The sequence below is a fragment of the Pseudomonas sp. TWR1-1-3 genome (assembly GCF_049896805.1).
Lineage (GTDB): Bacteria > Pseudomonadota > Gammaproteobacteria > Pseudomonadales > Pseudomonadaceae > Aquipseudomonas > Aquipseudomonas bubulae.
In genome coordinates this window covers 1,076,010-1,088,793 of sequence record NZ_JAFCUZ010000001.1, presented here as the reverse complement: position 1 = coordinate 1,088,793, position 12,784 = coordinate 1,076,010, and the positions used below count along the sequence as shown (strand labels likewise).

At 61.1% G+C, this 12,784-nt stretch carries 11 protein-coding genes; 7 read left to right on the top strand and 4 right to left on the bottom strand.

The genetic code is table 11. From position 1 onward, the window contains the following. Positions 1-16: 16 nt before the first annotated feature. Positions 17-640: a TetR/AcrR family transcriptional regulator gene (locus tag ACP7BE_RS04765; protein ID WP_095023357.1), complete on the bottom strand. Its 624-nt coding sequence runs from the start codon at positions 638-640 to the stop codon at positions 17-19. 193 nt (positions 641-833) lie between these two features. Here ACP7BE_RS04765 and ACP7BE_RS04760 point away from each other — a divergent pair, with 193 nt between their 5' ends. From ACP7BE_RS04760 to ACP7BE_RS04730, 7 genes are all read left to right on the top strand, one after another. After that, on the top strand, positions 834-2,621 hold the full coding sequence (locus ACP7BE_RS04760; protein WP_095000133.1) for an ABC transporter ATP-binding protein: 1,788 nt from the start codon (positions 834-836) through the stop codon (positions 2,619-2,621). Then, positions 2,615-4,375: an ABC transporter ATP-binding protein gene (locus ACP7BE_RS04755; RefSeq protein ID WP_426104948.1), complete on the top strand. Its 1,761-nt coding sequence runs from the start codon at positions 2,615-2,617 to the stop codon at positions 4,373-4,375. The genes ACP7BE_RS04760 and ACP7BE_RS04755 overlap by 7 nt, the downstream gene beginning before the upstream one ends. Beyond that, positions 4,375-5,316 (top strand): ABC transporter permease, encoded by a 942-nt coding sequence (locus ACP7BE_RS04750; protein ID WP_095032134.1) that lies wholly within the window; start codon positions 4,375-4,377, stop codon positions 5,314-5,316. Before ACP7BE_RS04755 ends, ACP7BE_RS04750 begins: the two co-directional genes overlap by 1 nt. Next, positions 5,313-6,263 (top strand): iron chelate uptake ABC transporter family permease subunit, encoded by a 951-nt coding sequence (locus tag ACP7BE_RS04745; RefSeq protein ID WP_426104946.1) that lies wholly within the window; start codon positions 5,313-5,315, stop codon positions 6,261-6,263. Before ACP7BE_RS04750 ends, ACP7BE_RS04745 begins: the two co-directional genes overlap by 4 nt. Continuing rightward, entirely contained in the window at positions 6,260-7,039 is a 780-nt protein-coding gene (locus ACP7BE_RS04740; RefSeq protein ID WP_095018525.1) for an ABC transporter ATP-binding protein, read from the top strand. Before ACP7BE_RS04745 ends, ACP7BE_RS04740 begins: the two co-directional genes overlap by 4 nt. Next, positions 7,036-8,031, top strand: a complete 996-nt coding sequence (locus ACP7BE_RS04735; protein WP_426104943.1) for a siderophore ABC transporter substrate-binding protein — start codon at positions 7,036-7,038, stop codon at positions 8,029-8,031. Before ACP7BE_RS04740 ends, ACP7BE_RS04735 begins: the two co-directional genes overlap by 4 nt. Positions 8,032-8,145: 114 nt before the next feature. After that, the gene (locus ACP7BE_RS04730) at positions 8,146-10,359 is read left to right on the top strand and encodes a TonB-dependent receptor (RefSeq protein ID WP_426104941.1); all 2,214 of its coding nucleotides are present in this window, start codon (positions 8,146-8,148) and stop codon (positions 10,357-10,359) included. Between the two features lie 72 nt (positions 10,360-10,431). Here the strand turns inward: ACP7BE_RS04730 and ACP7BE_RS04725 are convergent, their stop codons facing one another. From ACP7BE_RS04725 to ACP7BE_RS04715, 3 genes are all read right to left on the bottom strand, one after another. Next, positions 10,432-10,848 carry a hypothetical protein gene (locus ACP7BE_RS04725; RefSeq protein WP_095000139.1) on the bottom strand — a complete coding sequence of 139 codons (417 nt, stop codon included), beginning with the start codon at positions 10,846-10,848 and terminating at the stop codon, positions 10,432-10,434. 243 nt (positions 10,849-11,091) lie between these two features. Then, positions 11,092-11,838 carry an outer membrane beta-barrel protein gene (locus ACP7BE_RS04720; protein WP_095000140.1) on the bottom strand — a complete coding sequence of 249 codons (747 nt, stop codon included), beginning with the start codon at positions 11,836-11,838 and terminating at the stop codon, positions 11,092-11,094. Positions 11,839-12,110: 272 nt separating this feature from the next. Beyond that, a complete protein-coding gene (locus tag ACP7BE_RS04715; RefSeq protein WP_095023364.1) occupies positions 12,111-12,458 on the bottom strand; it encodes a DUF6124 family protein in 348 nt (115 codons plus the stop codon). Positions 12,459-12,784: the final 326 nt, after the last annotated feature.

Below are 12,784 nucleotides of genomic sequence, written 5' to 3'. Positions count from 1 at the left end.
TTACATGATGTCAAACCTATGGCTTTGCCTGGAATTCCTCTTCATCCATGAGCACCAGTGCGCCAACGATCAGTGCACGCATGCCGCGGTCCAGCTCGGCCTCCATCTCGATTTCTTCGGCCAGGCGCTGGGCTTCTTCAACGGGCTGGCCGGTGACTGAATACACCGTGTCGGCTACGGCAATTCCGTGGAAGGCCACGGTTGCCAGCAGCCAGCGGGCCTGCGCCTTGGTAATGCCGTAGACCTGGGCGATATGGCTCTGATGCTCGTCGATCTTGGCGAGCATCGGTTGGGTCGCCGCCAAGCGGCGAATCACGTAGGGCGTCAGGCCGGGGTGGGCTTTTACAAACAGGCGCACCGAGGTGGCAAACACCGTCAGGTAGTCCTTGAGTTCACCACGCTGATCGGCGTCGACCCGCGGTATCTGCCAGCGGGTGAAGATCTCTTCGGCGATCAGATTCTTCAGCGCCTCCAGATTGGCAACATGCTTGTAAAGCGCCATATGACTGACCCCCAAAGCGGCAGCAACGCCGACAAAAGTGATACCCGGCAGGCCGATCTCGATGCCTGCTTCGACGATGCGCTCGCGGGTGATGGTGCGAGGACGCCCGCGGGTCGCGGGTGGTTGTGAGGCGTTCATGGCCGTTCCTTGATCGGTGAGGAGTGTCTTGTAGCTGTCTTGTCAGCATTTCGCAAATTAGTTTATAGTCATGCAACTAATTAAGGTTCTCATTTGCGAGCCACTATCAGTTGCGCACACACCCCCCTTGTTTGCGCTTAACCGGAATGCCAGTGGCCTTCCATTCTTATGACATTGCGGATGTTTGACTGGCATGGAAACTCCTCACACGGCTGCGGCCACACCCAAGATGCGTGGCCCTGTCAGCCAGGTGCTTCACCCGATTCGTGGGCGGCTGCTGATTGCCGCCCTGCTTGCGGGCGTTGGCGCCATGCTGACGCTGGTACCGCTGGCAGGTATTGCGCATGTCGCCGGGCTGGTTCTGGGTGACAACGCAATCACTGCTCATGAGGTGTGGCGGGCAGTAGGTGTCGGCGTGGCGAGTCTGTGCGCGGGCATGTTGTTGATATCCACCGGGGAGCTGCTGGCCCATCTGGCGGATAACCGTATTACCCACCACCTGCGCCTGGCCATTGTGCAGCGCCTGAGCCGCGTGCCCTTGGGCTGGTTCACCAGCCGGGGCTCGGGTGAGGTCAAGCAGGCGATGCAGGATGACATCAATACCCTGCACAGTCTGACGGCGCATTTCTACACCACCGTGGGGCGAGCGGTCGGCGCCATTGTGTTCTCGCTGGTCTACCTGTTTGTAATGGACTGGCGCATGGCAATTGTCTCGATCCTGCCGTTCCCGGGGTTCTTCCTGTTTTTTACCCGCGCCATGAAAGCCAGCGAGAGCAACATGCAGGCGTTTGTCGAGGGCATGGGGCGTATCGACAATGCCGTGGTCGAGTTCGTCAATGGCATCCCGGTAGTGAAGTCGTTCGGGGCTGTCGGCAAGGCACACGGCAGTTACCGTGAGGCCGTCGATGCCTTCGCCCGGGCTTTTGTCGGTTTCACTCGCCCGCTGGTGGGTTCGATGGCCAATGCCAACGCAATGATCGCGCCGGTCGCGGTGCTGGGCGGCGTACTGGCGTTCGGCACCCTGTTCGTGGCATTGGGCTGGATCGCTGCGCTGGATGTGCTGCCGTTCGCCCTGGTGACTCCGGGCCTGTGTGGCCCCTTGCTGTTGCTGCACTACATCACCCATGACCTCAACAATGCAGTGGGTGCGGCCCGGCGTGTGCAGGCCCTGCTCGATACACCGGTGCTGGAGCAACCGGCACCGGGCATGCAGCAGATGCCCCGGGGCAGCGAAATTGGTTTTGAGCACGTTGGCTACTGCTATGAAAGCGCGGGCCGGGGGCTGGCGGACATCAACCTGGTTCTCAAACCCGGCACGACCACCGCTGTGGTGGGGTGCTCCGGCGCCGGCAAGTCAACCCTGGCGCGCCTGCTGCTGCGTTTTTTTGACCCGACGCAAGGGCGTATCACCCTGGGGGGTGTGGATCTGCGTCAGATTGAGACGGCAACCCTGTACCGGCATATCGGTTTTGTATTGCAGGAGGTGCGGCTGATCCACGCCAGTGTGCACGACAACATTGCCCTGGGCAGACCAACGGCCACCCGCCAGCAGATTGAGGATGCTGCGCGCACGGCCAATATCCATGCGCGCATTGTTGCCCTGCCGCGTGGCTATGACTCGGTGGTGGGTGAGGATGCGCAGTTTTCCGGCGGTGAGTTGCAGCGGGTGAGCATCGCCCGTGCCGTGTTGCTCGATCCGCCCGTGCTGGTGCTCGACGAAGCCACGGCGGCGGCGGATGCCGAAAGTGAAGTGGCCATCCAGGATGCACTCTCGCGTTTTGCCGGCGGCCGCACCTTGCTGGTCATCGCGCACCGGCTCGACACCGTGATGCATGCCGACCAGATCATCGTGCTCGACAACGGCACGATTCACGAGCAGGGCAGCCACGGCGAACTGCTTGCCCGCAAGGGCCTTTATGCCCGCCTGTGGGCGCAGGGCGACTACTCATTCTCTGCAGAACTGGCGGTGCCGTCATGCTGAAACCCTTGGTAGAACTGTTGGGCGACGACGCGCCCGTGCTGCATCGTTATGTCTGGATGGCAGTGTTTTATGGTTTGCTCAGCGGGCTGACACTTACCACCCTGGTACCGGTGCTGGGGCATTTGCTCGCTAACGATCTACGAGGTGCAGCATTGTGGCTGCTGTTGACGCTTGCCGGCATGGCTGTGTGCTGGGCCTGCCGGCGCCGGGTGGAGCGCGCCGGTGTCGCGGTGGGCGTGGCCCTTTTGCAGGGGGCGCGCCAGCGCATCGGCGACCATGTGGCGCGATTGCCCCTGGGCTGGTTTACGACGCAGAACACCGGCCATCTGGGGCATGTAATTACCCAGGGCATGATGGCGGTGGCGCAGTTGCCGGCGCACGTTTTTACCCCTGTGATCAGTGGCGCGGTGACGCCTTTGGTGATCGTCGCCGCACTGTTTGCCGTGCATTGGCCACTGGGGCTGATTGCGCTGCTGGGGCTTGCGGTACTGGCAGGGGCGCTGCTGTTGAGCGCGCGCCTGGGGCAGCGTACTGACCGGGCTTTCCAGCGGCACTTCGCGGATGCCAGCCAGCGCATGGTCGAGTTTGCCCAGGCGCAATCGGTACTGCGCGCGTTCAATGGCGAAGGGGGCGGGACGCAGTTGCTGGAACAGGCGCTCGAGCGCCAGCGCCAGTCCGGGCTGCGCCTGATCTATCAGTCATCGCTTTCGGTGGTACTCAATACCTGGGTCGTGCAGGTGATCTTTGCGGCCCTGTTGATCGCAGCCGCCTTGTGGCTTAACGGCCTGATGGGCGACACGCGGGATAACGCTTCGGTGATTGCGGTAGTCGTTGCGCTGTTGTTGAGCAGCCGCTATATCGAGCCGTTGCTGGACGTGGCCGGTTATGCCGAGATCCTGCGCAGTGCCAGCGGTCAACTTGACGCGGTGCAGGCCATCTTTGCCGCCCGGCCCTTGCCGGAGCCGGATCAGCCACAACCGCCACGGGATGGCTCTATAGAGTTGCGCGCAGTGAGCATGGCTTACGCGCCCGATCAGGCCGATGTGCTGCATGATGTCAGCCTGCGTATTGAGCCGGGCAGCATGACAGCGTTGATCGGTGCTTCGGGCTCGGGCAAGACCACGCTGGTACGGCTGATCGCACGGTTTTTCGATGCGCGCGAAGGGTGCGTGCTCGTGGGTGGTGTGGATGTGCGGCACATGTCCGACAGCCAGTTGGCGGGTCAGATCAGTCAGATATTCCAGGACTGTTACCTGTTTCAGGGCAGCATTGCCGACAACATCCGCATCGGCAAACCCACCGCCAATGCTGACGAAATCCTCGAAGCGGCGCAGCAGGCCGGGCTTGGCGAACTTGTCGGGCGCTTGCCGCAAGGCCTCGACACACCGGTGGGCGAGGGTGGTGCACGGCTGTCGGGCGGTGAGCGCCAGCGTATTGCAATTGCACGCGCACTGATCAAGGAGGCGGCCATCTTGCTGGTGGATGAAGCCACTGCGGCGCTGGATGCCGAGAATCAGCACGTGATCGCCCGGACACTGGCCAGGTTGCGCGGGCAGCGCACGCTGGTGGTCATTGCGCATCAACTGTCTACGGTGTCGATGGCCGACCGGATCGTGGTGCTCGATCACGGCCGGGTGGTCGAGCAGGGCACGCCCGCGGCACTGCTTGCCGCCAAGGGGCGTTACGCGAAGTTTCTTGAACAGCGTCGGGCTGCCAAGGGTTGGCGGGTGGCAAGCGGCAGTGAGCTGCAATGATGCGGGCACGATGGCTAGGGGTATTTGCCATGCTCTGCGTCACATCACTGCTGGTGGGGGCCCGGCAACTGGAGTGGTCGCAGCTGTGGTCCTTGTCGGGCGATGCCTGGCTGACGCTCACGGCCAGCCGCTTGCCGCGCCTGGCGGCGCTGGTGCTGACCGGGGCTGGCCTGGCAGTGTGCGGGGTGATCCTGCAACACATCGTGCACAACAAGTTCGTCGAGCCAGGCACTTCGGGCGGGCTGGATGCGGCCAGGCTCGGCATCCTGGTATCGCTGGCAGCGATGCCCGGCGCCGGCATGACAGGGCGCATGCTGTTTGCGCTGGTGTTTTGTTTCGCCTCGGGGCTGATATTTGTCGTGATCATCCGCCGGATCCGATTCAAAAACACGGTGCTGGTGCCGGTCATCGGCCTGATGTATGGCGGCGTGCTGAGCGCCATTGCCGAGTTCTACGCCTACCACCACAACATCATGCAAAGCATGCAGGGCTGGCTGCTGGGCGACTTTTCCAGGGTGGTGCAGGGCAGCTACGAGATCATCTACCTGATCTTGCCGATTGTTGCCCTGGCCTATCTGTATGCCCACCGTTTCACCGTGCTGGGCATGGGTGAGGGCATGGCTACAAGCCTGGGCCTGAACTACTCGGCAAACGTTGCCCTGGGCTTGCTGCTGGTGGCGGTCACGGTATCAGCCACAGTCATCACGGTAGGGGCGATTCCTTTTGTCGGGCTGGTCATTCCCAACCTGGTGGCGCTGCGTTATGGCGACCACCTGGGCCGTACGCTGCCCATCGTTGCCCTGGGCGGCGCGTCAATGCTGCTGGTGTGCGACATCCTCGGACGGCTGCTGATTTACCCGTTTGAAGTGCCTATCGGCTTGATGGCAGGCAGCGTGGGCGGTGTGCTGTTCCTGGCGCTGATCATCTGGAGGCACCGATGAGGCGTCTGCAACCCCGGCATGGGGTGTGGGTTCTGGTGGCGGCCCTGGCGCTGACCTTCGTGTTGTTGGGGGCGGGCATGGATTTTGATTATGTAATCCCCAAGCGGATCGCCCGGCTTATGGCCATGGTGATTGGCGGTGTGTGCATCGCCTGGTCGTCGATCACGTTCCAGACCCTCACCGGCAACCGGATACTGACCCCGGCAATCATGGGCTACGAGGCCATTTACCTGCTCTTGCAAGCCTTGCTGGTGCTGTTGCTGGGCACCGACAGTGCGGTGTTACTGGGCAGTAACGGCAACTTTATGGTGTCTGTGCTGCTGTTGCTTGGCTACTCGTGGCTTATCCATCGTTACCTGCTGCGCAACGGCAAGAGCAACGTGTATTTCCTGCTGTTGGTCGGGCTGGTGCTGACGATGGTGATAGGCACGTTCACCCAGTTTGTCCAGCTCAAGGTCAGCCCCGGCGAGTTTTCGGTTTTGCAGGGCTTCAGCCTGGCTTCGTTCAACCGCGTCCAGCCGCAGCAGTTGCTGATTGCGGGGCTGCTGGTGGGCGCTGTGTGCCTGGTGGGCAGCAGAACCTTGGTAACCCTCGATGTGCTGGCGCTGGGGCGCGACCAGGCCATGTCCCTGGGGGTCGATTACCGGCGCAGCGTGCGCCTGCACCTGGCGCTGATTGCGGCACTGGTGGCGGTCTCAACCAGCCTGCTGGGGCCCACGGCGTTTATGGGCATCTTCGTGGCGAACATCACCTATGCGCTGGCCCGCACCTTCAGGCACCGGGTCACGCTGGCGCTGGGCAGCGTGATTGCCATCGGCATTTTCATCGTTGCGCAACTGCTGGTCGAGCATGTCTTCAACTACAAAACCACCGTCGGCATTCTCGTCAACCTGGTCTGCGGCGGGTATTTCCTGGTGTTGATGGTGCGTACCCGAGGAGCTCCATGATCACTGTTCACGACATCCATAAAACCTATGGCAGCAAGACCGTACTACGCGGTGTCGACGCGAGTTTCCCGCCCCGGCAACTGACGGCGCTGATCGGCCCCAACGGCGCGGGCAAAACCACGCTGTTGATGATGATAGCGCGGCTGATGGAGCCCACGGCCGGTGAAGTACGCATCGAGGGGCGTGGGGTCGCGGGTATCGCGATTGGCGATTACGCCAGGCGCGTGGCCACTTTGCGCCAGTCACCGGACTTCAACCTGCGCCTTCGGGTGGAGGAACTGGTTGCCTTCGGGCGCTTCCCATACAGCCGTGGTGTGTTGACCGGCGAAGATCAACGGATCATCGACGAGGCCATCGCCTTTCTGTCGCTGCAAGCGCTGCGCCATGCCTACCTCGACGAACTCAGCGGCGGGCAGCGGCAGATGGCCTTTCTGGCCATGACCATCGCCCAGCAAACCGATTGCCTGCTGCTCGATGAGCCGCTGAACAACCTCGATATCAAGCACGCCGTACAGATTATGCGGGCGCTGCGCCGCTTGTGCGACGAACAGGGGCGCACGGTGATTCTGGTGGTGCATGACATCAACTTTGCCGCCAGCTACTGCGATCACTTCGTTGCGATGAAGGCGGGCGCGGTGCATTGCGCCGGCAGCGTTGACGAGGTGATCACCGAAGCGCGGCTGGGCGAACTCTACGGGCTGGACTTCGAGATCACCCACAGCCCGCGCGGTCGCCTGTGCAACTACTTCAACCCCCTGGAAAGAGACGCGAAATGATAATCCACAACAAAGATCGGTTATGGCCGTTGGCCCTGCTGCTCGGCGCGGCCGTGGCAGTGCAGGGCTGCAATGACAAACCGGCAGAGCCCCCACGGGCCGCCACCGCTGTGCAAGCCGTGCAGACGCCTTTTGCGCCGCTTACGGTGCAACACCAGTTGGGCACCACGGTCATTGAACGTGTACCGCAGCGGGTGGTTGCACTGGACATGAATGAAGTCGACTTCCTCGATCAACTGGGTGTCCCCGTGGCGGGCATGCCCAAGGATTTCATCCCGCACTTTCTCGCCCGCTATCGGGATGCACCGGGTGTCGAGGATCTGGGGTCGATTGTGCAGCCCAACCTGGAACGGGTACATGCCGCCAGGCCGGACCTGATCCTGATCACCTCACTGCAGGCCAACCACTATCAAGCCTTGAGCGAGATGGCCGCGACCGTTCATTTCGATGTCGATTATCGTGACAGCGAGACCCGCCATATCGAGGTGATCAGGCAGCACCTGCTGACCCTGGGGCAGATGTTCGCCAAACAGGGGCTCGCGGAGGAAAAAGCCCGGGCACTGGACGCGAAAGTCGAGGAGGCGAGAGGCATCACCCGCGGGCGCCCTGAAAAAGCGCTGGTGGTGCTGCATAACAACGGCGCGTTCAGCTCCTTCGGCGTGCAGTCGCGCTACGGCTTTATTTTCACCGGCCTGGGTGTCAAACCCGCCAGCCCTACGGCAGAGGCGGGGCTGCATGGGCAACCGGTATCCAGCGAATTTATCCAGCAGGCCAACCCCGACATCATCTACATCGTGGACCGTACGGCGGTAATGGAACACCGCCCGGCAATGGCTATCGAGAGCCTGGGCAACCCGTTGCTGCGCCAGACCAACGCCTGGAAAAACGGCCGGGTGATCGTTGTCGATCCCCAGGCCTGGTACGTCACAGGTGCCAGTCCGACCGCCCTGAAACTGGTAATCGACGATGTGATCAAGGGCTATCAGGGCTAACGCCTGAAGGCGGCTGCCAGGCATTTTTCTGGTCATATAACGATTCTCATTAAAACCATTCCTTAGATTCAGATTAACAAAAACCATTCCCTGCCAGTCCAACGGAGTCTTCACGTGAGTCACTGTCATTTTCCTACCCGCATTGCGCCCCCGCGCGCAGTTTTTGCCCTGAACCGTACCGCCACGGCGGTACATGCCGTGTTGCTGACGCTGGCCATGACAAGCCTGGCAGCCCATGCCGAGACCATCCCCGACGAGAAAGAACCCGGCGCATCAACGCTGCCTGCCACGATGGTTGAGGGCCATATGGCCACCCCGGCCGACTTGCCGCCCGGTTACGCAGGCGGGCAGGTGGCCTATGGCAGCCGGGTTGGGCTGCTGGGCAACAAGGACTTTATGGAAACCCCGTTCAGTACCATCAGCTATACGGAGCAGTACATTGCCGACCGTCAGGCACAGAACATCACCCAGGTGATTGCCGCGACCGATCCCTCGGTGTTCAGCAACGGCCTGACCGGGACCTTCAGTGAGAACTACTCTATCCGTGGCTTCGCCAGCAATATCAGCGACGTGATGATGGGCGGGCTGTTTGGGGTGGCCCCGTATTACCGGATTTCACCGGAAATGTATGAGCGTATCGAAGTGCTCAAGGGCCCGTCGGCCTTGCTCAATGGCATGCCGCCGGGAGGCTCGGTCGGAGGGGCGGTCAACCTGGTACCCAAACGGGCCGGCGACGAACCGCTGACACGGCTGACGGGCACCTATATGTCCGATGCGCAGTTCGGTGGCCATCTCGATGTGGGCCGGCGCTTCGGTGAAGACCAGCAATTCGGCGTACGCTTCAACGGTGTGTACCGTGACGGTGACGGCGCAATCAACCACCAGCGGCAGAAAGCCGAGCTCACGTCCCTGGGCCTGGACTGGCGCGGTGAACGCGTGCGGCTGTCTGCCGACCTGTATCAAAGTGAAGACCGTGTGCGCGGGCAGAACCGCGGTATCAACCTGGCTTCCGGCGTGGCCGTGCCCAAACCGCCCAAGGCCGACACCCTGCTCAACCCTGACTGGGCCTATGTGCAAACCACGGACCGGGGGGCCATCGTGCGCGGTGAGTTCGACCTGAGCGACAACCTGATGGCTTATGCGGCGTATGGCATGAGCACAACCCATTACGAGTACAGCGGCACCATGATGGCGACGGTGTTCAACGACGCGGGTGACTTCAAGACCTCCATGGGCCAGCTGAAAATGGACCTGGAGAAAACCTCCGGCGAGGTCGGCCTCAAGGGCAACCTGCACACTGGCGCGATCAAGCATCAATGGACCCTCAATGCCACACACTACGGCGACACTCAAAAGGACTACGGGCGCCGCTCGGTGCCGGGCGCGGACTGGGTCACCAACATCTACCACCCACAGTGGGGGCCAGCTGCGGCCAAGAGCTTCCCGTACATTGCCCATACCAAGAGCCGCCTGACCAGCTATGGCCTGGCCGATACACTGTCGGTTCTCGAAGACCGGGTGCAACTGACCCTGGGTGTACGTCGCCAGCAAGTGCTGACCGACAGCTTCAGCACATCCACCGGCGCACGCACCAACCGCTATGACGAAGGCGCCACCACCCCGGCAGCGGCACTGCTGGTCAAGATCACCGACCAGGTGTCGGTGTATGCCAACTACATCGAAGGCCTGAGCGAGGGCGCGGCGGCACCGATGACGGCGAAAAACTTCGGTGACGTGTTCGCCCCCTACAAGTCCAAGCAGAAGGAAGTAGGCCTCAAGGTAGACCTCGGTGACTTCACCCACACCCTGAGTCTGTATGAAATTACCCGCCCCAGCAGCTACCTGGACCCGGATACCAATATCTTTTCCTTTGGTGGCGAGCAGCGTAACCGAGGGGTCGAGTGGGGCTTTTTCGGCTCGCCGCTGCACGACGTACGCCTGATGGGCGGTGTGGCCCATGTCGACCCGAAAATCACCAAGGCCCCGGGCGGCACCAACGAGGGCAAGACCGCCATTGGCCAGCCCCGGCTGCAGGGCAAGCTGGGTGTGGAATGGGACACCCCGGTCATCGAAGGCCTGACACTGACGGCCAACACCACCTCGGTGTCCAAGCAATACATCAGCGCCGATAATACCCAGTCGATACCGGGCTACACGGTCTACGACCTGGGCACACGCTACAGCACCCGGGTGGCCAGCCAACCGGTGACGTTGCGTGGGAGTGTGAACAACGTGACCAACAAGGCCTATTGGGGGACGCCGCTGTTGTCCAGCCTGGGCCTGGGTGCGCCGCGTACCTTTGAGTTGTCCGCGACCATTGACTTCTAAAGGCGGGCCGCCAGATATCGAATAAAAAAGCCCGACACGAAGTCGGGCTCTTGGCCATTGGACACTGGAAAGTCAACGGTGCTTATGTTTGTGCTTGTGCTTACCCTTGCCGCCGGAGCTGTGTCTGTCGCCGTCGTCGCCAAGGTTATTGCCCACTGCACCACCTACTGCGCCACCCAGCCCGGCACCAATGGTAGAGCCGGTGGAACCGCCCAGTTGACCGCCGATAAGCGAGCCGCCAGCGCCACCGACGCCGCCACCGATGGCGGCTTCGGTTTTACTGCCTCTGGGTGCACCCACTGCACTACCGGCAGCGGCGCCCACACCTGCACCGATGGCCGCTCCTGAAGAGCCGCCCAGCTGTTGACCGACAATATTGCCCAGTGCGCCGCCAACACCGCCTCCGACCGCGGCAGATCCATCCCCGGCAGCCATTGCTCCCTGCGAAATCACGATGCCCAGCACCAGGGCGGGTAATGTAATACGCATGTCATTCACCTGAATCGAAAGTGATCAAGAGATGTATGCAGGAGAGTAAGAATCCTGCCTGTACAGAATTTGACGGCTTACCTGGCATAAAGTTCGATAACGGCATAGCGTCCTCTATGTGCAGGAAGCAAATAGATTTTCCGCAGCAAAAGGCTCATTGAGTGATGCCTGAATCAGGCAGGGGCAGCCGCGGTGATGCGGCCGATGCAGGCCCCGACAGCTGAAGGGGCCTGCCAGAAGCGATTAGAATGCCAGGCCGACCTTCACGCCGAACTCGTCACGCTTGAGTTTGGTGTTGTCGGCAATCGGCGAATCTTCGTCGATTTTGTACTCCGTACGGGTGTAGTACACGCCTGCATTGATCGGCATATCGCCGTTCTGGTTCATCAGCAGCGAAACTTCAGCGTAGGGGTTGGTGCGGTCTTTCATGTCGACGTTGCCGCTGCCGAAGCCGTCGACTTTCAGCCGTGCGCGACCATCCATAGCGTGACGGGCGCCTACTTCTACACGCAGGGTCGAGGTGTCGAACTGGTGGTTGTAACCCAGTGCGGCCTTGGCAAACGGCGATTTGAAGGTCAACGTTGTGTCCAGGTCGTTGATTTCAGGTTCGAAACGGGTCCAGCTGTAACCGCCACCGACGATAACGTCGACGAAGTTGCGGGCATCCAGCGCTGCGCGCCAGCCAAGGTCGAGGTCGGCCTGGGCTTCCTTGAGCTTGTTGTCGTTTTTCTTGCTGTATTTGGCTTCACCACCGATCTGGTAGATGAAACCGGATTCGGCGGTCATCTTGTTGCCAAAGTTGGCGAACACACCGGCCTGACCCATATCCTCCTTGTCGGATTTGCTACCCCCTTCGAATTTGAACTTGGTGTAGGAGCCCAGTAAACCGACGGTGAAGAGCGGGTCAGTGCTTGGGGCTGCCATCACTGCCAATGGTGCGCCGAACAGCGCCAGGGCACAGGTGTGACGCAGCAGTTTTGCGGTAAGCATTCGTGAATGTCTCCATGACGTAGATAAAAATGTTTACGGCTATTTAGATATAACGACTCTGATAAGTTCAGAGCGAATCGATAAGAAGCTAAAACCCGCTCCGAATCAAGTTTTGCTGCTCCATGCCCGCCGGGGTCTTTTTTGACCTTGAGCCGTTGTGGCTGCTCACCGCTATTGCAGGTTTGAGGGCTGTAAACCCCTGGCCATAGATCCCGGAGGAGCAAACACATGAAAGAAATAACGCGCCTGTCGCCAATCAGGCGCGTGCTGCTTTAGTGCGTTACCAGCGTGTCCAGCGACTTGTCGACATACCCCTTGGCCAGCTCCACCAGGTGCAGGGTCGACAACACCAGGTCGCGCGCAGGGCCGCTCAAGCCATTCCCCGCCTCATTCGCGCAGGCACCCGCACAGCGCAACAAGTCTGACGCCTGGGCCAGGGCCGCTTCTGAATTGACACTGGACGGGATGGCAAACAGGGCCGTGCCCGAAGCGCGAACGGGCCTATGGCCTTGCAGGTAGAAATTGAGCGCACGGTCGGTGGCGGCACGGTCCAGCAACGGGTCGTTACCGTCAGCAGCATCGAGGGGTAAAACGGGTGGGTCGGGGGTGATCTTTTTCATGGCTTAACTCCAAACACGTTAAGGGAGCTGCCACTTTTCGCGACTAAACGAATGGGGTGGCAGCCGTGCGCAGGTTAGTCGTCCGGCGTGTTTGGGAACCGGTGTGCCCGAGGGCACCCTGCGCACGGCCACCATAAAACGCAGGCCGTAAAAAGCGCCTCACGGAGGTGGCGCCTTGCGCCAAACACAAAGACCGGGCGACTAAACCCGACCGCTGATTTTGCAGCGATGGGACGAGACTATTCCCCGATTTTAGGCGGCGCAAGCGAGCAAGATTTTCTAGGATGTTTCATTGGAATGAAAGCGAAACGTCGTACGAAACGGCT